This window comes from Rheinheimera gaetbuli (genome assembly GCF_054781935.1).
Genome location: NZ_BAAGTL010000012.1, coordinates 388,631 through 411,255, shown reverse-complemented (window position 1 = coordinate 411,255; position 22,625 = coordinate 388,631). Strand labels below are relative to the sequence as shown.

General features: G+C 48.7%; 22 protein-coding genes. 3 read left to right on the top strand and 19 right to left on the bottom strand.

Annotated elements, in window-relative coordinates; translation table 11 throughout:
• Window positions 1–11: 11 nt before the first annotated feature.
• From ACYVIC_RS12440 to sdhC, 13 genes are all read right to left on the bottom strand, one after another.
• Window positions 12–653: a hypothetical protein gene (locus ACYVIC_RS12440; protein ID WP_460860387.1), complete on the bottom strand. Its 642-nt coding sequence runs from the start codon at window positions 651–653 to the stop codon at window positions 12–14.
• 1 nt (window position 654) lies between these two features.
• Window positions 655–1,458 carry an SDR family oxidoreductase gene (locus tag ACYVIC_RS12435; RefSeq protein ID WP_460860385.1) on the bottom strand — a complete coding sequence of 268 codons (804 nt, stop codon included), beginning with the start codon at window positions 1,456–1,458 and terminating at the stop codon, window positions 655–657.
• Entirely contained in the window at window positions 1,455–2,135 is a 681-nt protein-coding gene (locus ACYVIC_RS12430; protein ID WP_460860383.1) for a TenA family transcriptional regulator, read from the bottom strand. The genes ACYVIC_RS12435 and ACYVIC_RS12430 overlap by 4 nt, the downstream gene beginning before the upstream one ends.
• Complete coding sequence (locus ACYVIC_RS12425; protein WP_460860381.1) at window positions 2,110–3,576, bottom strand: AMP-binding protein; 1,467 nt, start codon at window positions 3,574–3,576, stop codon at window positions 2,110–2,112. Before ACYVIC_RS12425 ends, ACYVIC_RS12430 begins: the two co-directional genes overlap by 26 nt.
• Window positions 3,576–4,310 (bottom strand): thermostable hemolysin, encoded by a 735-nt coding sequence (locus tag ACYVIC_RS12420; protein ID WP_460860380.1) that lies wholly within the window; start codon window positions 4,308–4,310, stop codon window positions 3,576–3,578. Before ACYVIC_RS12420 ends, ACYVIC_RS12425 begins: the two co-directional genes overlap by 1 nt.
• A 122-nt stretch (window positions 4,311–4,432) precedes the next feature.
• Window positions 4,433–5,305: a succinate--CoA ligase subunit alpha gene (sucD, locus tag ACYVIC_RS12415; RefSeq protein WP_205310740.1), complete on the bottom strand. Its 873-nt coding sequence runs from the start codon at window positions 5,303–5,305 to the stop codon at window positions 4,433–4,435.
• A 10-nt stretch (window positions 5,306–5,315) separates the two neighbouring features.
• On the bottom strand, window positions 5,316–6,482 hold the full coding sequence (sucC, locus tag ACYVIC_RS12410) for an ADP-forming succinate--CoA ligase subunit beta (protein WP_460860378.1): 1,167 nt from the start codon (window positions 6,480–6,482) through the stop codon (window positions 5,316–5,318).
• Between the two features lie 146 nt (window positions 6,483–6,628).
• Window positions 6,629–7,813 (bottom strand): 2-oxoglutarate dehydrogenase complex dihydrolipoyllysine-residue succinyltransferase, encoded by a 1,185-nt coding sequence (gene odhB / locus ACYVIC_RS12405; RefSeq protein ID WP_460860376.1) that lies wholly within the window; start codon window positions 7,811–7,813, stop codon window positions 6,629–6,631.
• 67 nt (window positions 7,814–7,880) lie between these two features.
• Window positions 7,881–10,691 (bottom strand): 2-oxoglutarate dehydrogenase E1 component, encoded by a 2,811-nt coding sequence (gene sucA / locus ACYVIC_RS12400; RefSeq protein ID WP_460860373.1) that lies wholly within the window; start codon window positions 10,689–10,691, stop codon window positions 7,881–7,883.
• Window positions 10,692–10,788: 97 nt separating this feature from the next.
• A complete protein-coding gene (locus ACYVIC_RS12395) occupies window positions 10,789–11,508 on the bottom strand; it encodes a succinate dehydrogenase iron-sulfur subunit (RefSeq protein ID WP_460860371.1) in 720 nt (239 codons plus the stop codon).
• Window positions 11,509–11,520: 12 nt separating this feature from the next.
• Window positions 11,521–13,293, bottom strand: coding sequence for a succinate dehydrogenase flavoprotein subunit (gene sdhA / locus ACYVIC_RS12390; RefSeq protein WP_460860369.1), 1,773 nt, complete (start codon window positions 13,291–13,293; stop codon window positions 11,521–11,523).
• The gene (gene sdhD / locus ACYVIC_RS12385) at window positions 13,294–13,641 is read right to left on the bottom strand and encodes a succinate dehydrogenase, hydrophobic membrane anchor protein (RefSeq protein WP_460860367.1); all 348 of its coding nucleotides are present in this window, start codon (window positions 13,639–13,641) and stop codon (window positions 13,294–13,296) included.
• The gene (gene sdhC / locus ACYVIC_RS12380) at window positions 13,632–14,009 is read right to left on the bottom strand and encodes a succinate dehydrogenase, cytochrome b556 subunit (protein WP_460860365.1); all 378 of its coding nucleotides are present in this window, start codon (window positions 14,007–14,009) and stop codon (window positions 13,632–13,634) included. Before sdhC ends, sdhD begins: the two co-directional genes overlap by 10 nt.
• 392 nt (window positions 14,010–14,401) lie before the next feature.
• On the opposite strand from sdhC, the gene gltA reads away from it, so the two are divergent.
• From gltA to ACYVIC_RS12365, 3 genes are all read left to right on the top strand, one after another.
• Entirely contained in the window at window positions 14,402–15,685 is a 1,284-nt protein-coding gene (gene gltA, locus ACYVIC_RS12375; protein WP_460860363.1) for a citrate synthase, read from the top strand.
• 133 nt (window positions 15,686–15,818) lie between these two features.
• A complete protein-coding gene (locus tag ACYVIC_RS12370; protein ID WP_460860361.1) occupies window positions 15,819–17,036 on the top strand; it encodes an aminotransferase class V-fold PLP-dependent enzyme in 1,218 nt (405 codons plus the stop codon).
• The gene (locus ACYVIC_RS12365) at window positions 17,033–17,482 is read left to right on the top strand and encodes a SufE family protein (protein ID WP_460860359.1); all 450 of its coding nucleotides are present in this window, start codon (window positions 17,033–17,035) and stop codon (window positions 17,480–17,482) included. Before ACYVIC_RS12370 ends, ACYVIC_RS12365 begins: the two co-directional genes overlap by 4 nt.
• On the opposite strand, the gene tcdA is transcribed toward ACYVIC_RS12365, so the two are convergent.
• The 6 genes from tcdA to msbA are packed head-to-tail and all read right to left on the bottom strand — an operon-like array spanning window position 17,475 to window position 22,622.
• Window positions 17,475–18,266 (bottom strand): tRNA cyclic N6-threonylcarbamoyladenosine(37) synthase TcdA, encoded by a 792-nt coding sequence (gene tcdA, locus ACYVIC_RS12360; RefSeq protein ID WP_460860356.1) that lies wholly within the window; start codon window positions 18,264–18,266, stop codon window positions 17,475–17,477. The two genes, ACYVIC_RS12365 and tcdA, sit on opposite strands and share 8 nt — an antisense overlap.
• Before the next feature lie 2 nt (window positions 18,267–18,268).
• Window positions 18,269–18,973: a pseudouridine synthase gene (locus ACYVIC_RS12355; RefSeq protein WP_460860354.1), complete on the bottom strand. Its 705-nt coding sequence runs from the start codon at window positions 18,971–18,973 to the stop codon at window positions 18,269–18,271.
• Entirely contained in the window at window positions 18,973–19,725 is a 753-nt protein-coding gene (kdsB, locus tag ACYVIC_RS12350) for a 3-deoxy-manno-octulosonate cytidylyltransferase (RefSeq protein ID WP_460860353.1), read from the bottom strand. The genes ACYVIC_RS12355 and kdsB overlap by 1 nt, the downstream gene beginning before the upstream one ends.
• Window positions 19,713–19,910, bottom strand: a complete 198-nt coding sequence (locus ACYVIC_RS12345; protein WP_460860352.1) for a Trm112 family protein — start codon at window positions 19,908–19,910, stop codon at window positions 19,713–19,715. The genes kdsB and ACYVIC_RS12345 overlap by 13 nt, the downstream gene beginning before the upstream one ends.
• Window positions 19,900–20,874: a tetraacyldisaccharide 4'-kinase gene (lpxK, locus tag ACYVIC_RS12340; RefSeq protein ID WP_460860350.1), complete on the bottom strand. Its 975-nt coding sequence runs from the start codon at window positions 20,872–20,874 to the stop codon at window positions 19,900–19,902. Before lpxK ends, ACYVIC_RS12345 begins: the two co-directional genes overlap by 11 nt.
• Entirely contained in the window at window positions 20,871–22,622 is a 1,752-nt protein-coding gene (gene msbA, locus ACYVIC_RS12335) for a lipid A export permease/ATP-binding protein MsbA (RefSeq protein WP_460860348.1), read from the bottom strand. The genes lpxK and msbA overlap by 4 nt, the downstream gene beginning before the upstream one ends.
• Window positions 22,623–22,625: the final 3 nt, after the last annotated feature.

Sequence of the window (22,625 nt, the reverse complement as noted above, 5' to 3'; positions counted from 1 at the left end):
ATGCCTCTCTGTTACTTTTTCAGCTTCTTGTTTAGCTTATGCTCCAGTGCCGCAATCTCTTGCTGACGACCGCTATCAGCAAGCGGGCGGTCCGGCCTGGCCGGTGCCAGTTTTGCTATCTCAAGATAGCGCATTGCCGCATTGTAGTCGCGCTCTTCCAACAAAAACTCTGCATAAAAATAATTTGGATCAATACCTTGTGGGTTTAACTCAATAGCCTTGGTTAACATAGCCCGGGCTTTTTTGTCGCTGCCAAAACCTACCGGCCAGCCGGGAACCTTGTAGTACAGTACACCCAAACTGGTATACGCCGAGCCCTGCAAGGCAGTGTCATTCAGTGCTATGGCCTGCTCCAGATCATCCTTTGATTGCCCGGTTAACGACAAGGCCCCCAAACCGCCTTTTGCTCCGGCGTAGCTGGAGGCAATAATGCCGCGCCATATATAGGCTTCTGCTTTGTCGCTATTCGCTTTGACTACTTCATCGGCTTGCTTAAGCAATGCATCAAACGCGCTCTCACGCTCGCTCTCTTCCAACTGATAGTTTACTTCAGCCCAGCGCTGCTGCAGTGGCTTAATATCATCGAACACATCAGCCTGTGCTGCGTTTGCGGATAACAGCAAAGTAAAGGCCAGCAATGTTTTAATTTTCATATTACACCTCCGCACTGTTTTTTACGCCAGTGCCAATAAAATGTTGTTTTATCTGTTTAAGCTTACCGCCCAGAGCATTGTCAACAACAGACGGAAACAGCGCATTTAACCTGACAAAGATATTCTCTGCAGCGCCTAAGAAGCGACGTTTTTTGCCACTGAGCAATTGTTTAATCAACGCATTGGCAACCTGCTCCGGGGTATCAACGCCCTGGTGCAACGCACGGTTTAATGCATTCACTTCTGCGGTGTTAATAGCAGTATCAGTAGCGCGCGGGGCGAGGTACAACACCTGCATCCCGCTGTCAGCCACCTCGCGCTGCAGTGCTTCTGTGTAGCCGCGCAAACCAAATTTAGCCGCACAATAGCCGGTAAAACCGGCATAGCCAATGCTGCCAAAAGTAGAGCCAACATTTAAAATGGTGCCGTTACGTTGCTTCAATACAGGTAAAAACAATTGCGTAAGCAGCACCGGCGCTAACAAATTAGTGGTTATCAGCGCGGTTAGTTGTTGCCCTGTCGCCGCAGAGAACTGACTGATACCGGCATTGTTTATCAAAATATCGATCCCTCCCTGCTGCTGACAAAAGGCAAATAAAGCATCCAGCGTTGTCATATCAGTCAAATCACCTGCGAAGGTGACGATTTGCTCCGGAGCACAGGCAGCTAGAGTTGTAAGCTTTTGTTGGTCGCGTCCGGTAATCACCACCTTTGCACCACACAGCAGCAATTGCGTTAACACCGCACGGCCAATGCCGCCAGTAGCACCGGTAAGCAATACCCGTTTGCCTTGTAACCGGTTCATGCTGCCTGCTCCTGACGTTGAAGGCCGTGAGGTGCTTCCAGCGAGCGGAAAATATCGCCATACAAGCGGTAAAAACGCTTGGCAGCATGCACAATAACGGCCTGATCCTCTTCGGCAGTAATATTGTTCATCAGGTTTTCATAGAATTTAATATGCTCCTGATCCAAAGCACCGTGTGAATTCAGATAAGAAAACGCTTTGCGTGGTAAGCCCAATTTACCGGCAATATGCGATGCAGCTTGCTCTGCCAGGTTAATAGACGTGCCTTCCAGTACCAGTACCATGCCAAAAAAGGCCAGCGGATTAGTGCGTCTTATTGCATCATAGGCATAAGAAACCATCATTTCGGTGGCAAATGCCGGTGTACTGAGTCTTGCCTGCTGCTTATCAAAGCCACAGGCGGCAATATCATTCAGTACCCATTCCTGGTGACCCAATTCTTCCTCAATGTATTCAGCCACGGCCTCGCGTAACCATTCTTTCTCTTCAGGCAACTGCGCACCAACCGCCATCAAAAGAGGCACAGTATGCTTAACATGATGATAAGCCTGTAATAAAAACGCTACATAATGGTCCAGCGTAAAATCACCTTCAAAGCAGCGTTTAATCATTGGCGCACTTAGCAGGTAATTACGCTCTTCGCTGGTTGCTTCAAGCAGGGATTGATAAAAGTTCATATTTGTCTCCTGAAAACAGTGCTGAAATTTGTGCTGCATAACATTGTTCAATGCGGTTGCGCCGCAGCCGGCCATTGTCGGTTAATGTGCCGCGCTGCGCAGTAAAGGGTTCTGTTAGCCGGTGGTAACTCACCACGGTGGCATAATCTGGTAATTGCTTGTTCACCTTTTGCACAGCCTCTGCCAGCTGTGTATCGCTGACATCGGCTGATGCGAACAATAACGCCGAGCAATGCGGTTGGGCATCACCAAGCAGCATGGCCTGTTGCACCACGCCGCTGTCGGTCAGTGCTGTTTCTACCCATTCCGGTGAAATATTCCGGCCAAAGCTGTTAATAAACAGATTTTTGCGTCTACCCAAAATGCGCAGCCCGCCATGTATAGTCCATTCAGCCAAATCGCCGGTATATACCTTTTTTGTTGCCGAATCAGCCTCGCCTAAATAACCAAGAAAAGGCGTATCAACCACAAGTTCACCATCGATGATCTGAACATCGCGACACGCCAGTGGTTGGCCTACACTTTCAGAGGCCTCTGCAGGATTAATGTCAGACAGCGCAACCACAGAGCTACATTCGCTCAGGCCATACCCCTGGTAAACCGGCAGCCCAAGCACTGCGGCTTTTTTCAGTAAATCCGCTGAAACATAAGCGCCGCCAACAGCAATAAACTCCAGGCTTGCCGGTACATTCCAGCCAGCTGACGCTGCCTGGACCAGCATTTTTAACAGCTCCGGAACTAAAATCAGGCTTTTTGGCTTTTGCACACCAATTAACTGTAATAACAGCTGTGGTGTTGTTAAGCGGCTACCGCAAAATCCCCGCAGCGCATCCGGTGCTACAATAACTTCGCCACCGGCAAGCAAAGGCGCATAAACCCCGGCGATGTTTTCCAGTAAGGTCGGCAGTGGCAACAAACATAAATGCCGCGGACAGCCGCTGATGATATGTTCTACTCTGACCTTTAACGCCAGCGCCACATCTAACTGACTGCGGGCAGATAAACACACGCCTTTGGGGTTGCCGGTTGAACCTGACGTAAACGTGATTTTTTGTGTGCCGTGAGCTACCGCAACGCTGCCGTTTACTTGCCGGCGATACAGCAGTAAACCATCGAATTCTTCCAGCAAAGTGCATGCAGCATCGTTAATTTCGCAGTCGCTCAACCATAAATCCGGCTGCAAACTATTCAGTACTGCACCACGCTGAGTATCGCTTAAATAAGTCGGTAACGGTGTAAGTAAAATACCCGCGGTCAAACACGCCAGATCTGCCAGTATCCAGCTGATACTGCTATCAGCAGTGAGCACCACCCGATTAGCATCATAGCCCTGCAACAACGTTTGCCACTGGTTTATCCGGCGCTGTATCGCCGCACTATCCAATGTATAACCACTTTGAGCATCGGTAAGACGCGCAGAATCTGTCAGCGAGAATTGCATCAGATAGTCTCCTTCAGGGTATCAACCAAAGCATGGAGTTGCGGCCAGTGTTTAAAAATCAACTGCACCAGACGTTGGTCAGATTGAATACGCTCTGCCGCCTGTGCGACGGATAGTACGCATACTTTAGGTTGGCTTTGGTAGTAAGTACCCCAATCTGAAGCTTTGTCGCCCAGACAGGTTGCCGACGCATCAGCGATTTCTGTAAGTGTAATACCGTGCCGGGTTAGCAAACGCTTCAGATCGGCCGTTGCTGCAAATAACAACCGTTGCACCTTTAACTGATGCAGCGCTTGAACCAGCAACACAAACAGTTGCATCAGCGCCTGACGGCTTTGTGCATACAGCTGACCAATTTCGGCAACGGAGGCTCTGTCACAGGCTATATTATGTGCGCGCATTACCTGCTCTGCCGCCGCGGGCAGATATTGCTCGGTAAACATGCGACCGGCAGAGGCAAAACGAATACCCAATGCAGCCTGCCAATGCCCAGACAGTGAGACGCCAAGCAAGTGAGGCATAAACTGCTGTACACTGGCCTGATAATGACTGGCAAAGCCCTGCACTATAAACTGCTGCAGTGATGCCCGAAGCGGATGCTGCGGCTCAATCAATTGCAGGTCACCATGCCCGGGTTGGTTAACATGATGGTTTTCAACAGTAAGCTGCTCTGTGCTGAAATCAACAACTCCAGCACTTTTGAACGACTCAACACTACGCATCAGACTGGTCATAACGGACTCCTGTGTTACCGTTATAAACAGTGTGCATTAGCAAACTTAAATTAATCTTAAGAGCAAAATAAAAAAACCCGCCTTAAAGACGGGTTTCTTAACATCAAATAATCAGCGGCGAATTACCAGCCAGTGATCTCTTTCAGTGCTTTACCGATATCGGCTAAGCTCTTCACGGTTTTAACACCGGCATCTTCTAATGCTGCGAATTTCTCGTCTGCAGTACCTTTACCGCCAGAGATGATAGCGCCGGCGTGGCCCATACGCTTACCTGCTGGTGCAGTTACACCGGCAATATAAGATACTACAGGCTTCGTCACGTGCTGCTTGATATAAGCAGCCGCTTCTTCTTCTGCAGAACCACCAATTTCACCGATCATAACGATGGCTTCAGTTTGCGGATCGTCCTGGAATAACTTCAGGATGTCGATAAAGTTAGAACCAGGAATTGGGTCACCACCGATACCAACACAGGTAGACTGGCCAAAACCGTAATCGGTAGTTTGTTTTACCGCTTCATAAGTCAGGGTGCCTGAACGTGAAACGATACCTACTTTACCCGGCTTGTGAATGTGGCCTGGCATAATACCAATTTTACATTCACCTGGTGTAATAACACCTGGACAGTTAGGACCAATTAACACTACGCCTAATTCGTCACATTTTACTTTCGCATCCAGCATGTCCAGCGTCGGAATACCTTCAGTGATACAAACAATCAGCTTAATGCCACCGTTTGCGGCTTCTAAAATAGAATCTTTACAGAAAGGCGCCGGTACATAGATCACAGACGCAGTAGCGCCGGTAGCATCTACCGCTTCTTGTACAGTATTAAATACCGGTAAACCTAAATGCGTTTGACCGCCTTTACCCGGCGTTACACCGCCAACCATTTTAGTACCGTAAGCAATGGCTTGCTCAGAGTGAAAAGTACCCTGTGCACCAGTGAAGCCCTGACAAATTACTTTGGTATCTTTATTAATTAAAACGCTCATTGCTTACCCCTTATGCCTTAGCCGCTGCTGCAACAACTTGCTTGGCAGCGCCAGTCAGGTCTGTATCAGCGATAATGTTCAGGCCGCTTTCTTGCAGTACTTTAGCCCCCAGTTCTGCGTTGTTACCTTGCAGACGCACAACAACCGGTACTTTAACGCCAACTTCTTTTACTGCGCCAATAACACCTTCAGCAATCATGTCACAACGCACGATACCGCCGAAAATGTTAATGAAAACGGCCTTGACCGCAGTATCAGACAGGATAATTTTGAACGCTTCTACTACGCGCTCTTTAGTTGCGCCACCGCCAACATCTAAGAAGTTAGCTGGTTGGCCACCATGTAGTTTAACGATGTCCATTGTGCCCATTGCCAGGCCTGCACCGTTAACCATACAACCGATGTCGCCGCCTAAGGCAACATAGTTCAGCTCCCATGATGCTGCATGAGCTTCACGTGGATCTTCCTGTGACGGGTCCTGCATTTCTTTTAATTCAGGATGACGGTACAACGCATTGCCATCAATAACCAGTTTGGCATCTAAACAGTGCAAGTCACCGGCTGGGGTAATAACCAGCGGGTTTACTTCTAATAATGCGAGGTCTTTTTCCTGGAACAATTTGGCCAGTCCCATGAAAATTTTCACGAACTGGTTAATTTGTTTGCCTTCCAGGCCCAGCTTAAAGGCTAACTCACGGCCCTGGTATGGCTGAGCGCCAACCAACGGGTCGATAGCGGCTTTCAGAATTTTTTCTGGTGTTTCGTGGGCTACGGTTTCAATTTCCATGCCACCTTCAGTAGACGCCATAAACACGATACGACGTGAAGAGCGATCTACCACCGCACCTAAATACAGCTCTTTAGCGATATCGGTACAGGTTTCAACCAGAATACGGCTTACCGGCTGACCTTTTTCGTCTGTTTGGTAAGTTACCAGGTTTTTACCCAGCCATTTTTCTGCGAAAGCTTTGATGTCTTCTTTGCTCTTAACCAGCTTTACACCGCCCGCTTTACCGCGGCCACCAGCGTGAACCTGTGCTTTGACAACAAACATATCGCCGCCGATTATATCTGCAGCTGCTACCGCTTCTTCAACTGTAGCTGCGGCAATGCCTTTAGATACAGGCAAACCATATTGGGCAAACAGTTGCTTACCCTGATACTCGTGCAAATTCATGGCTATTTTCCGTTCATTTGAATATGGAGGCTGCCCTTTTGGTGCAACCTGACTTTTGATCGGCGCATATTATAGTGCCAACCGGTGTGATAAAAAATGCTGTTGTCCGTAAAACAACAGCATTTTTAGTTATTTCTTCTGGATAATTAGATATCCAGCAGAATACGGGTTGGATCTTCCAGCAACTCTTTAATGGTTACCAGGAAACCCACAGACTCTTTACCATCGATAATTCTGTGATCATAAGACAGTGCCAGATACATCATTGGCAAAATTTCCATCTTGCCATCAACAACCATCACGCGATCCTGGATTTTATGCATACCCAAAATGGCGGACTGTGGTGGGTTGATGATTGGTGTAGACATTAACGAGCCAAACACACCACCATTGGTGATAGTAAAGTTACCGCCAGTTAAGTCGTCCATAGCCAACTTGCCATCACGGCCTTTAAGCGCCAGTTCTTTAATGGCTTTTTCAATTTCAGCCAGGTTCATCTTGTCACAATCGCGCAGTACCGGGGTAACCAGACCACGTGGTGTTGATACCGCAATGCTGACGTCGAAATAGTTGTGGTAAACAATATCGTCACCATCAATCGCAGCATTAACCTCAGGGAAGCGTTTCAGCGCTTCGGTAACCGCCTTAACATAGAACGACATAAAACCTAACCGGATACCGTGACGCTTTTCAAACACGTCCTGGTATTGCTTACGCAGTTCCATAATCGGCTTCATGTTCACTTCGTTAAAGGTAGTTAACATGGCCGTTGAGTTTTTCGCTTCCAACAGACGGTTAGCGATGGTTTTGCGTAAACGTGTCATAGGCACACGTTTTTGACTACGATCGCCAGCTACCGCAGCAACAGGGGCTGCTGCAGGTGCTGCTTTGGCAGGTGCGCCAGCAACAAATTTCTCAACATCTTCTTTAGTAACACGGCCGTTTTTGCCTGTACCTTTAATTTTGCTCGCATCTAAGCCTTTTTCCGCAATCATGCGACGCACTGAAGGGCTTAAGGCGTCATCATTGCTGTCATCAGCGGCAGCTGGTGCGGCTTCAGCTTTAGCAGGTGCGTCATCTTTTTTCGCCGCTGGCGCGCCACCGGCTTCCATTTTGCCAATTACTTCTTCTGCCGTTACCGTAGCACCGGTGTCATGAATGATTTCGCCCATTACGCCATCGGCCTGAGCAACCACTTCAAGTACCACTTTGTCGGTTTCAATATCAACTAATACCTGATCGCGTGTAACGGCTTCGCCAGTTTTTACGTGCCAGGTCGCGATGGTTGCATCTGCAACGGATTCTGGAAGTACGGGTACTTTAATTTCCACTTTTTCACCTTTTACCGGTTAGTCTTATTTCGTTCAGCCGGCGCCTCGACTGGCGCCGGACCATAAATTATTTTATCGTCAATGCGTCGTTTACTAACGCCTGCTGCTGTTTATTATGTACAGACAGATAACCCACTGCCGGCGATGATGACGCTTCGCGACCTGCGTAAGCCAGGTAGCCAGCTTTAGGAATCGCAGAGCGGAAATGGTGTTGACTACAGTACCACGCACCTTGGTTTTGCGGCTCTTCCTGACACCAGACAAAATCCGTTACATGCTGGTACTGGCTTAATACTTCTGCCAGTTCATCGTGTGGGAAGGGGTACAACTGCTCTACCCGCACAATAGCAAGATCTTTCTGCTCGCGCTTGCGCCGCTCTTCCAACAGTTCGTAATATACCTTGCCGCTGCAGAACACCACACGTTTAACATCCGCTGGCTTAATATCATCTATCTCGCCAATAACATTGTGGAACTTGCCGTCAGCCAGCTCTTCCAGCGTCGACGTTGCCAGCGGGTGGCGTAACAGCGACTTAGGAGACATAACAATCAACGGCCTACGCATTGGCCTTACCATTTGCCGGCGCAGCATGTTAAAAACCTGCGCTGGCGTAGTCGGCACACACACTTGCATATTGTGATCAGCACATAGTTGCAAGAAACGCTCTAAGCGGGCTGATGAATGCTCAGGCCCTTGGCCTTCATAGCCATGTGGCAGTAACAGCGTCAAACCACACAGACGGCCCCACTTCTGCTCGCCTGAGCTTAAGAACTGATCAATAACAACCTGGGCGCCGTTAGCAAAGTCGCCAAACTGGCCTTCCCAAATTACCATTGCACGCGGCTCTGCCGTGGCGTAGCCGTATTCAAAAGCCATCACCGCCTCTTCTGACAAGGCAGAATCATACACCTGGAACGGACCTTGGTCGTCACTGATGTGTTCAAGTGGCGTGTAGGTGGAACCATCAGCCTGATTATGCAATACCGCATGGCGATGGAAGAAGGTACCACGACCAGAATCCTGACCGACGATACGAATACGACTGCCATCTGCTACTGTTGCGGCATAGGCAAGAATTTCGGCAAAGCCCCAATCAATTTTTTTCTCACCGGCCAGCATTAGCGCGCGGTCTTCGTAAACCTTACCTACCTGACGTTGCAAGGCATGTGACGATGGAATAGCCGTCGCTTTTTTACCCAACTCAACCAGTTTTTCAACCGACAAGCTGGCATCGTAAGTAGCATCCCAATCGTGGCCAATAAACGGTGTCCAATCAACAGATGATTCTGTCATCGGCCGCCATTCATCCACCACACAATCACCTTTATCTAAGGCATCGCGGTATTGCTCAATTAACTGATCTATTTGCTCTTTACTGAACAAACCTTCGGCAATAAGCTTTTGTGCATATAATTCGCGCGGCGTAGGATGCTTCTTAATTTTTTGGTACATTAGCGGCTGGGTAGCATTTGGTTCATCCGCTTCGTTATGGCCGTTACGGCGATAACACACCAGGTCAATTACCACATCACGTTTAAAGGTATTGCGATAATCAACTGCTAATTGAGCGACAAACACCACCGCTTCAGGATCATCACCGTTAACATGGAAAATAGGCGCCTGCACCATTTTAGCAATGTCGGTACAGTATTCTGTTGAGCGGGTGTCTTCCGGGTTAGACGTGGTGAAACCCACCTGATTATTAATAACCAGACGAATGGTACCACCCACTTTAAAAGCACGGGTTTGTGAAATATTAAAGGTTTCCGCAACAACACCCTGACCGGCAAAAGCAGAATCACCATGAATAGTGACAGGCAACGCTAATGAGCCATCAGAACAGCCACGACGGTCTAAACGCGCCCGCACTGAGCCGATAACTACCGGGTTTACAATTTCTAAATGCGAGGGGTTAAACGCCAACGCCAAATGCACATTGCCACCACTAGTGGCAAAATCAGACGAGAAACCCATATGGTATTTTACGTCACCCGCACCCACAACCTCGTACTTGCCGGCAAATTCGTCAAATAATTTTGACGGGTTCTTACCCAGTACGTTAATTAGCGTATTTAACCGACCACGGTGTGCCATACCAATAACACAATCTTTAGCGCCCTGCTCACCAGCACGATGTATCATCGCTTTGAGCATTGGCACCATGGCATCGCCGCCTTCCAGGCCAAAACGTTTAGCGCCCGGAAACTTGGAAGACAGGTATTTTTCTAAACCATCTGCAGCAACCAGGCCTTTCAAAATGCCGGTTTTGACGCTTTTGTCATAAGAAGGCGCAGACTGAATAGACTCTAACCGTTGCTGGATCCAGCGTTTCTCATCGGTTGAGACAATATGCATGTACTCAGCGCCGATAGAGCCACAGTAGGTTTTCTCTAATGCTTTGTGCAAATCACCCAGTTTCATCGTTTCTTTGCCAATGGCAAATGATCCAATGTTGAACTCGGTATCGTAATCTGTTTCTGACAGGTCGTGATAAGACAACTCTAAATCACGAACCCGGGCGCGCTTCCACAGGCCTAGTGGGTCAAGATTAGCCTGCTGATGGCCACGAAAACGATAGGAGTTAATCAGTTGCAACACTTTGACCTGACGACTATCTGCCGCTGCGCCGCTATTTACCACCACCACTTCGCGGTGTTTATTGCGGGCCAAGTCGGCAAATTGTTGTCTGATATCAGCATGACGAACTTCCAAGTCAACACCGTCGATCTTGGGCAGTTTAGAGAAAAACTCACGCCATTCATCGCTGACACTAGTTGGTTCAGCTAAGTAGGATTCATAGAGCTCATCGACGTAGGCCATGTTGCCACCGCCAAGATGAGAAGACTCTAACCACGCCTTCATTACACCTTCGTGCATTTAGTTTCCCTTAATTTCCGCGCACCTGGAAAAAGTAGCAAAAAAACCGCCGCTTAACAAACGGTGGCTTTTTGTTCAGATACCAAAAAAGGGCGCATTACAGCGCCCGGTTTAACAACATTGATTTAATTTCACCAATTGCCTTGGTAGGGTTAAGCCCTTTTGGACATACGTTAACGCAGTTCATAATGCCATGACAGCGGAATACGCTGAACGCATCGTCCAGATCATTTAACCGTTGCTCAGTCGCTGTATCTCGGCTGTCGGCCAGAAAACGGTACGCATGCAGTAAACCGGCCGGGCCGATAAACTTGTCCGGATTCCACCAAAATGACGGGCATGAGGTGGAGCAACAGGCGCATAGGATACACTCGTATAAACCGTCCAGCTTGGCGCGTTCTTCCGGCGACTGCAAAAACTCACCGGCTGGTGGTAATTTGCTGTCGTTAATCAGATACGGCTTAACTTTTTCGTACTGAGTGTAAAACTGGCTCATGTCGACAACCAGATCGCGCACTACCGGCAACCCTGGCAGTGGCCGCACCACAATTTTGCCGCCTTTTAAACCCGCAGCTGATAATGGTGTAATACAAGCCAAGCCGTTCTTACCGTTAATATTCAAACCGTCTGAACCACAAACGCCTTCACGGCAGCTGCGACGAAACGATAAACCTGCGTCCTGCTCTTTTAACTTGATTAGCGCGTCCAGCACCATCATGTCCCGGCCTTCCGGGTTATCCAGCGTGTAATCCTGCATGCGCGGCGCTTTGTCGACATCAGGGTTGTAACGATAGATTGAGAATACCAACTTCTTCATCGCTGTGCCCTCTTAGTACGTACGTGCTTTAGGCGCAAAAGCTTCACGGAATTTGGGTTCCAGATTCACTTTACGCTTAAACATTGATTCAGATTCCGGTGTGTACACGCTATGGCATAACCAGTTCTCGTCATCGCGATCCGGGAAGTCAAAACGGGCATGTGCACCACGGCTTTCGGTACGGAAATTAGCCGCTACCGCAGTTGAAAACGCCGTTTCCATCAGGTTATCCAGCTCTAAACATTCAATACGCGCGGTGTTAAAGTCTGAGCTCTTATCATCCAGACGGGCAAACTTTAACCGTTCACGAATTTCTTTTAACTCAGCCAAACCTTCAGCCATGGCAGCGCCTTCGCGGAATACCGAGAAGTTAAGCTGCATGCATTTTTGCAGGTCTTTCTTAATTTGCACCGGGTCTTCACCCTGACCAGGCTTAGTATCTTCCCAGCGCTGGGTGCGCGCTAAAGCAGCGTCCAGATCTGACTGTGACGCTGCACGGCCTTCTGTAGTCGCAGCCAGCGCTTCGCCTAAATGCAGGCCGGTAGCACGGCCAAAGACGACTAAGTCCAGCAGTGAGTTACCGCCTAAACGGTTAGCACCGTGTACCGACACACAGGCGATTTCGCCACAGGCAAATAAGCCCGCAACAATAGATTCACCACCGTCAGCCGTTGGTTTAATAACCTGACCGTGTACGTTGGTAGGAATACCACCCATCATGTAGTGACAGGTTGGAATTACCGGGATGGGCTCTTTTACCGGATCAACGTGGGCAAAAGTTTTAGACAGCTCACAAACCCCAGGTAAGCGGCTTTCTAATACTTCGGCGCCTAAATGGTCTAATTTCAGTTTAATGTGAACGCCCCAAGGGCCTTCACAACCGCGACCTTCGCGGATTTCCGTCATCATTGAACGTGCAACGACGTCACGACCAGCTAAGTCTTTAGCATTGGGCGCATAACGCTCCATAAAGCGTTCGCCATCTTTATTCAGCAGATAACCGCCTTCTCCACGACATCCTTCGGTCACTAACGTACCGGCACCGGCAATACCCGTTGGGTGGAACTGCCACATTTCCATATCCTGCAGTGGCACACCAGCACGCAGCGCCATACCCACACCGTCACCAGTGTTAATATGGGCGTTAGTGGTCGAGGCATAAATACGGCCCGCACCACCGGTAGCCAGCACTGTAGCCTTGGCTTTGAAATAGACAATTTCGCCGGTTTCAATATCAATAGCAGTACAACCTACTACAGCACCGTCCTGATTTTTTACCAGGTCAAGCGCATACCACTCAGAAAATACCTGAGTTTTGTTCTTTACGTTTTGCTGATACAACAAGTGCAGTAAGGCATGACCGGTACGGTCAGCCGCTGCGGCGGTACGAGCAGCTTGCTCACCGCCGAAATTCTTCGATTGTCCACCAAAAGGGCGCTGGTACACGCGGCCGTTTTCAAAACGCGAAAACGGTAAGCCCATGTTCTCCAACTCGGTAATCGCTTCCGGGCCGGTTTTACACATATATTCGATAGCGTCCTGGTCGCCGATGTAATCCGACCCTTTTACCGTATCAAACATGTGCCATTCCCAATTATCCGGGTGGCTGTTACCCAAGGCTACAGTAATACCGCCCTGCGCAGACACGGTATGTGAACGGGTTGGGAACACTTTAGATAACAAGGCACAGCTTAAACCAGACTGCGTAATTTGCAGGGCAGCACGCATACCGGCACCACCTGCGCCAATTACGATGGCATCAAACTCTCTTACAGGAATATTCACTTAAGCACCCCACAAAACAAACAAGCCAACCGCTACATAAGCGAAAGCCAGCGCATAAAGGAAGAATTGTAATACTGCGCGCAGAGCCGCTGATTTGATGTAATCAGTCAGCACCTGCCACAAACCAATGCGGGTGTGCACGGCAATAGACACTAAGGCTAACAAGGTAAACACTTTTACCAGGGTGTTGGCAAACAGGGCTTGCCACACTTCAAAGGTCACTTCCGGCGTAACAAGGAAGAAACCCAGAATAAAAACGCTGTACAGCGCCAGCACGATGGCTGTTGCGCGCAGCGACACGTAATCCTGCACGCCATCGCGTTTTAAGCTTGCCTGGTTTAAAACCATAACCATACTCCTGCTAATACTGCTAATACTAACCACAGCGCAATTGTTACTTTAGCGCTTAAGTTACCGGATTTAAGCTCTTCCCAATGTCCCATATCCATGATCAGGTGACGGACACCGCCAACCAAGTGATAGATAAGAACAGTGATAGTGCCCCAGGCAATAAACTTAGCCAGGTGCGACGTCATCAGTGCTTCAACAAAATCAAAGCTCTGTTGGTCCTGCAGCGAATATGCCCAGGCCCAAATAACGAACACCAAAGCGAAAAACAATGCCACGCCGGTAACCCGGTGCAAAATTGACGCTATGGCTGGTGCCGGAAACGATATGGTAGAGAGGTCTAGATTTACTGGTCTTTGTTTTTTCACAGTGCTTGCCCATCGATGCCCATAATCGAGCTCTTGTTGTCATTGTCGTTGTCATTGCTGTATAAACAGTCAACACCCAAAACCAATACACCTTTTTGCGTCAGCTGGATCAGTGCTGCCAGATCAGCAAAAAGCGCTTGCTGAGTGAACCGTTTAAAAACCGCAATAGTATATATTTCACAACTGGCTATTACAATTTTTGTTTGGTTTTACTATAAAAAATCCGTATCTGGAACATTACACACTTTGCTCGGTAGAGCAATAATACTAGAGTCGAATACTTATTACGCAGAAACGCATTAAAATTGACTTTATGGGGTCGTTTGTAGGTAGAATAGCGGCCAATTTGCTAAATTCCTTAAACCCGATACTACAACAACAGGAGAAATCCAATGGCAGATAAAAAGGCCGTCGTGCAGGTCGATGGAAAATCGTTTGAGTTGCCAATTTACTCTGGCACTGCCGGCACAGACGTAATTGATGTTCGCGCCTTGGGTCAGCATGGTTATTTCACGTTCGATCCAGGTTTTATGTCTACTGGTTCGTGCGAGTCAAAAATTACCTACATTGATGGCGACAATGGTGTGTTATTACACCGTGGTTATCCTATTGAACAACTTGCAGATCATTCAGACTACCTGGAGCTGTGCTACCTGTTATTAGAAGGTGAATTACCGCAGGCTGAGCAATATAACCAGTTTAAAAACACCATCACGCGCCACACTATGGTGCATGAAAAAATTGCCTCTTTCTTTCAGGGCTTCCGCGTAGATGCGCACCCTATGGCGATGTTATGTGGTGTCGTTGGCGCTTTATCCTCGTTTTATCACTCGGATTTAGATATCAACGACCCGGAGCAACGCAAGCGTAGCGCACACCGCTTAATTGCCAAGTTACCTACTATCTCTGCGATGGCGTACAAATACACTGTAGGCCAGCCGTTTGTTTACCCACGCAATGACCTGAGCTATTCAGCTAACTTCCTGCACATGATGTTCTCTGTGCCGGCAGAAGATTATAAAGTCAGCCCTATTCTGGCCAAAGCGATGGACCGTATCTTTATGTTACATGCGGACCACGAGCAAAATGCTTCTACCTCTACTGTTCGTTTAGCCGGTTCATCCGGTGCCAACCCTTATGCTTGTATCGCCGCTGGCGTAGCATCGCTATGGGGCCCGGCACATGGTGGCGCCAACGAAGCCTGCCTGAAGATGTTGCAGCAAATTGGCTCTGTCGACCGTATTCCTGAATTTGTTGAACGCGCTAAAGATAAAAACGACAGCTTCCGTTTAATGGGCTTTGGCCACAGGGTTTACAAAAACTTTGACCCACGAGCCAAAGTAATGCGTGACACCTGCCATGAAGTGTTAAAAGAGCTGAATGTTAAAGACCCATTGTTAGATGTGGCAATGGAATTAGAGCGTATTGCGCTGTCTGATCCGTACTTTATCGAGAAAAAACTGTATCCGAACGTGGATTTCTACAGTGGCATTATCCTTAAAGCTATCGGTATTCCAACCAGCATGTTTACGGTGATTTTTGCTATGTCACGTACCGTTGGCTGGATCTCACACTGGGATGAAATGCTCGGCGAAAAAGGCCACAAAATCGGACGTCCGCGTCAGCTGTATACCGGCTACACTAATCGTGATTTTAAACCGCTGAACAAGCGTTAGTTTCGCTGCTGCTTAGTTAGTAGTAAAAAAGCGGCTGCGGCCGCTTTTTTCTTGCCTGTCATCTGGCATCTGATTTGCGCCTGAGCGCGAAAAAAGGCAAAATCGCGCCATCTTCATCAGGACCCCAGCCCCTATGCCCGGTTTCGACATACAACAATTTCGCCAGCAATTTGCGTTTTTTCAGCAGCAGCCAGATTGGGTTTATCTGGATAATGCAGCCACCATGCATAAACCGCAGACTGTAATTGATGCGGAATTAGCGTTCTATCAAACGACAAATAGTAATGTACATCGCGGTGCCCACCGCCTTAGCCAGCACGCGACCATACTGTTTGAAACGGCAAGAGACACAGTAGCAGCATTTATAAACGCAAACTCACGGCAGGAGATAATATTTACTGCCGGTACTACCGCTGCATTAAACCAACTGGCGTTTGGTTTAATGCATACCCTGCTATCCCCGGGGGATCGCATTTTACTGACTACACTGGAACACCACGCCAATATTGTGCCCTGGCAACTACATTGTCAGCGTTATGGTGTAATTATTGACGTGGTACCGCTAACTGCAGATCACCAACTTGACCTTAACGCCTACAAGGCGTTGCTTAAACTCAAGCCTAAGCTGGTAAGCTTTAGTCATGTTTCTAACGTGCTGGGGCATATTCAGCCAGCACAACAGATGGTTGCACTGGCAAAAGCCGCCGGGGCGATAACAGTAATTGATGGTGCTCAGGCTGTAGTGTATCAGCAACCCGATATGCAACAATTGAACTGTGATTTTTATGTATTCTCCGGACACAAGTTATACGGCCCCACAGGCACAGGTGTGTTATATGGCAAAACATCAGCACTGGAACTACTAACGCCGCTACTGGGTGGCGGAGAAATGATAGAACAGGTCAGCTTTGAAAATACCACCTTTAACACTCTGCCGTTCAGATTAGAAGCCGGTACGCCCAATATTGCCGGGGCCATCGGCCTGGCTGCGGCAATAACATGGCTACAAAATTTTGACAATAAACTTATTCAGAAACATAAAGCCACACTACTACACGAATTTTATCAGGGACTTAGCCAACTAAAAGCCATAGATATTTTATCGTCACCTGTGCATAATGCCGGTATAGTGGCATTGAATGTTGGTAATGAGCACCCGGCAGATGTCGCCGAACTGCTTAGCCAACAACAGGTTGCAGTGCGTGCCGGCCAACATTGCGCTATGCCATTATTTAGCAATTTACAATTGCACGGTGCGGTAAGATTTTCGTTTGCCGCTTACAATACGCTGGATGACGTTGACCGGTGTCTGTTCGCATTGGAGCAGGCCATGGAGATCCTAACTGCATGAATATAGAACAACTACTAGCAGATACCTCCCCTGTTCTGCAGGAGATTAGCACCACCGACTTACCACAGCTCCAACAAGAAAAAGACTGGCAAAGTAAATACCGCATTTTAATGCAACTTGGCAAAAAGCTACCGCCAGTACCAGAAAAAATCAAGCAACCGCACTTATTAGTAAAAGGCTGTGAGAGCCGGGCCTGGTTAATGCATTATCATGACAAAAGCGCCGATAAACATTTTTTTGTCCTCGACAGCGACGCCCGCATTGTTAAAGGCTTAATGGCTATAATGCTGTGTCTTGTTAACGGTATGACCAGCGCTGAGCTGGCAAAATTTGATTTGTGTCATAAGTTTGATCAACTGAATTTAAAACCGTATTTAAGCCAGTCACGCGGTAATGGCTTAACAGCAATGGCCCAGCGGATTAAAGCTTGCTGCCCTGCTAAGTAGCTAGCTTTTTCAGCACTCTGGATACGGCAGCAAAACCAAAACTGGCCGTTACCACAGTAACAGCGCCGAAACCGCCGCTGCAATCGAGCCGCATACTGCTTACCTCGCCATCTGCAGTAACTTGCGCGGTTTTCTGCTGACACACGCTGCCATCCGGTTTCGGATACACCAACTGTTCAGTTGAATATACACAATCGATGCCAAAACGGCGTTTCGGGTTACGGCTGTAGTTATAATCACGCCGCAAACTGTTGCGTACCTTTGCCAGTAGCGGGTCATTAATAGTTTGGGTGAGATCGGCGATCTGTATTTGTGTCGGATCAGTTTGGCCGCCTGCTCCGCCGGTACTGATCAGTTTAATTTTATTACGCTTACAATGCGCCAGCAGGGCTACTTTGGCTTTAATGGAATCTATAGCATCAACCACATAATCCATATCGGTTGTGATCAACTGCCTCAGGTTATCGGTAGTGACAAAATCCTCTATCTGATGCACAACACAGTCAGGGTTAATAGCGCCAATACGCTGTGCCATTACCGCCACTTTATCCTGGCCGACCGTTGCTGTAGTTGCGTGTAGCTGACGATTGATATTGCTGATACAGACATCATCTAAATCAATCAGAGTAATCCTGCCAATACCTGAGCGGGCCAGTGCTTCCGCCGCCCAGCTGCCAACGCCACCAACACCGATCACACAAACATGGGCCTGACGAAATTTTTCCAGTGCGGTAACGCCATACAAACGGGCAATGCCAGCAAAACGTAATTGATAATCGGACATCGTTATTCATTAACCTGTTTAGGTAAAGTGTAGTGTGGCCACTGCAATAGCCAGGGCTGCTCCCAGTCTGCTAAAGCATTGCTCTGGTTTAATTGCTGGTGCAAGACGCCTTGTGCCGGTGGCTGCACATAATAATATTCGGTATTGTACAAACAGAATCGCAAAGCATAAGCATGCAAATAAACACGGTCGGCCCCGCCGCCCTGATACAACACATCACCGGCAATAGCAGCGCCGGCACTTTTTAGTGCAACGCGGATCTGATGCGTTTTACCAGTGTAGGGCTTAACTAAAAACGCCCGAAATGGCAGTTGCTCAAAGCCACGGCTAATAAAATAAGTCACCGCCGGGTTTAGCTGTGTGCTAAGTAATTTCCACGCGCCGCGTCGCGAGGGCGCCATATCGCCTTTTACCCAGCCCTGCTTTTTTGCCGGCTTGGTTAAGCTCAGTGCCAGATAGTATTTCTCTATCTGATGCGTAGCAAACAACTGCGTTAGTTCTGCCGCTGCGGCATTGCTGCGGGCCAGCAAAATTAAACCAGAGGTGACCTTATCAAGTCGGTGTACCGGGTACAGTTTGTAGCCAAGCTGTTGTTCAGCCAGTACCACTAACCCCGGGCCATCATCAGAGTGAAAACTGGTTCCGGCGGCTTTATTTAACAGCACAAACTCGGCCGTTTCGGCTACCAGACTAAAGGCCGGTTGCATCAATTCAGACTGGCCGCATAGCGTCGGGCGTGTTCCAAGTCGGCCGGTGTATCGACACCCACTGCCGGCGTCTCCAGCGCCGTATCCACGTGTATTGCCTGGCCATGCCACAGCACCCGCAGTTGCTCTAAACTTTCGATTTGCTCCAGCGTTGATGCCGGCCAGTTGACATACTGCTGAATAAAACCGGCACGATACGCATAAATACCAATATGACGCCGGTAATGCTGCGCCAATGCAGAATTGGTGATGCCATCGCGGTCAAACGGGATAACACTGCGGCTGAAATACAGCGCATAGCCATCTTTGTCACTCACCACTTTGACAATATTCGGGTTAGCAATTTCCGTTGCATCAGACAATGGCACTGCCAGCGTAGCCATCTGCGCCTTTTGTTGTGATGCCAGATTGTCTGCAACCTGACGAATAATCAGCGGAGGAATAAAAGGCTCGTCGCCCTGCACATTTACCACCACCATATCGGCAGCTAAGCCTAACTTTTGCACGACCTCAGCCAAACGCTCGGTACCCGAGTTATGCGCAGCACTGGTAAAACACACTTCGCCACCAAAGCTATCAACGGCTGCGGCCACCCGCTCGTCATCCGTGGCAACTATCACGCGTGCTGCGCCGCTTTGTAATGCCTGCTGATACACGCGCTCAATCATGGTCTTTCCGCCAATATCACACAGCGGTTTGCCGGGCAAACGGCTACTGGCGAAACGCGCCGGTATCACCACTATGAACGCCATTGTTCCACCTCTTCCAGCGTCAACTCGCGGGCTTCATCGGCCAGTAGCACAGGAATGTTGTCTTGCACCGGATACGCCAGCCGATCGAAGGTACAAATCAGCTGCTGCGATGCTTGATCATACTTCAGCTTGCCTTTACACAGCGGACAGGCCAATATTTCGGTTAATGCTACTTTAAGTGCCATAACTGCTCCGCAAATTAGTTAAAATAGTCTGTATTTTAGTTGTAAGTTGTTCATCTAACTGGGCATCTACGCTCAAACTAAACCAGTTATCACGGGCAAAAACGCGACACTTCACAGCATCTTTTTCAGTCATCAAGACAGGCCCGCTAATCTCAGCAAAATCTGTTGCGCTAAATTTGTAGTGATCAGCAAAATAATACCGTTGATTTATCGTAAAACCGGCAGCAACCACTGTGCGCTCAAACCGCGCCGGGTTACCGATACCAGCTACCAGGTTCACCTTACAAGGCGGCAGTAGTGCATCACCCGTGAGCTGTTTTGCCGCTGTCGGCAGCAATGTCATCACACCGTCTGCCAGAGCAAACGGTTGGCTGTTAGCCACCACCAAATTTACCTGCGCTAAACGCCAGACGCCCTCGCGCAGCGGCCCGGCCGGCAGCAAATGCCCATTACCCAGGCCCCGGCTACCATCAACCAACACAATTTCAATATCCCGCGCCAGACGGTAATGCTGCAGACCATCATCACTCACAATAATATCGACATTGGTATTGGCAAGCAGAAATTTCGCTGCCGCCACCCTATCCGGACACACCACAACCGGACATCCGCTGCGCTGTGCCAATAAGAGCGGCTCATCGCCGACGGCCGTGGACAACGCATCAGCTTTCACCAACAGTGGCGCGCTTATATTGGCACCATAGCCGCGACTGACAATACCTGGTGTCCAACCGCGGGCCCGCAGTTCAGAACACAGCATCAATGTAAAGGGCGTTTTACCGGTACCGCCAATGCTAATATTACCCACTACAATAACGGGCACCGGCAGCTTATGCTGCGGTTTTATATTCAACCGGTAGAGTAACCGACGCAGCGCGCTGACAGCTGCATATAACCAGGTCAGTGGCAATAATAGCCAGTACGCTTTATGGCCCTGATACCAGACACGCTCGATAAAACTCACTGCAACTCGCCAAATTGCAGCTTATACAATTGCGCATAGGCACCGTTTTGTGCCAGTAAGCTGGTATGATCGCCCTGTTCAACTATCCGTCCCTGATCCATCACGATAATAACATCGGCATTCTCTATAGTAGATAAGCGGTGCGCGATCACTATGCTGGTACGGCCTTTTAGCAGCTCATTCAAGGCGGCCTGAATTTTACGCTCTGACTCCGTATCCAGCGCCGAGGTGGCTTCATCAAGGATCAGTATCGGTGCTTCACGCAACAACGCACGAGCAATGGCGATACGCTGGCGCTGGCCGCCGGATAAACTTACGCCATTCTCGCCTATCACCGTATTCAGGCCATCGGCTAGCTGACTGGCAAACTCCAGTACGTGGGCTTTTTCTGCTACGTCCAGTAAGCGCTGTTGCGACACAGGTTCAGTACAACCATAGCAAATATTGTTGGCAATGCTGTCATTAAACAAGGTGACATGCTGTGACACCACGGCTAACTGGTGGCGTAATGACGCTAACGTGCAATCGCGGATGTTATGTTCATCAATATAAATATTACCGCTGCTAAGCTCATAAAAACGCGGTAACAAACTGGAAATAGTGGTTTTACCGCTACCGGAGCGACCAACCAAAGCGATGGTTTTACCTTGCTCGGCGCAAAAACTGATATCAAACAACACCTGTTTCTCGTGGCCTGGGTAGGTAAAGTTAACCTTATCAAACCGAATTTCGCCGCGAATTTTATCCAGCACCAGGCTACCGGTATCTTGTTCTACCGGTTGGTCCAACACGTCAAATACGCTCTTGGCGGCGGCTAAACCGCGCTGAAACTCGCTGTTTACCGTGGTCAGCTGCTTTAATGGCCGAAGCAGCATCATCATTGAACCGACAATAGTGGTAAAAACACCGGCCGACAAACTATCCAGCATCTCCGGAAAGCTTGCCATATACACCACAAAAGCCAGGGCAAAAGACGCGATTATCTGGATGGTAGACACACTGATAGCCCGGGTCGCTTCCATTTTGACATCTTGGCGGCGGGTAATGTTATTAACGCGGGCAAAGCGCTCGCTCTCCACCTTTTGTCCGCCAAAGGACAAAATGACTTTATGTCCGTTTAGCATTTGCTCTGAGCTGGTCGTCACATCGCCCATTGCGGTCTGAATATTCCTGCTCAGTAACCGAAAGCGTTTAGACACAAAGCGCACCACAACGGCGATTACCGGTGCGATCAGCAAAAAAATCGCCGATAGCTGCCAGCTATGATAAAACATCATTACCACCAGGCCGGTGACAAAAGCACCTTCGCGCACCACTACCGCCAGCGCTCTGGAGGTGGTTTGTTTAATCTGCTCTGTGTTGTAGGTTACTTTTGAAATTAGCTCGCCGGTTGAGTGCTGATCATGATAACTCACCGGCAGTTTCATATAATGCTCGAACAACTGCTGCCGCAGCGCCTGTACTACATGGGTACCAACCCAGTTCAAACAGTAACTGGCAATAAAATTACAAAAGCCACGCATAACAAAGACTGCAATGACAAAAAACGGCGCATAACGCAGATAGTCAGTATTTTTGGCATTGATACCCTCGTCAATAAAGCCGGGTAACTTGGAAATAAAATATACATCTATCAGCGCGTAGCCTAACATACCCAACGCTGCTACCACGAAGCCCAAGCGGAATGGTTTGACATAGCTGAGCAGACGTCGCGCTACCGCCGACGAAACAGGAGTTGGCTTTGTCAAAGT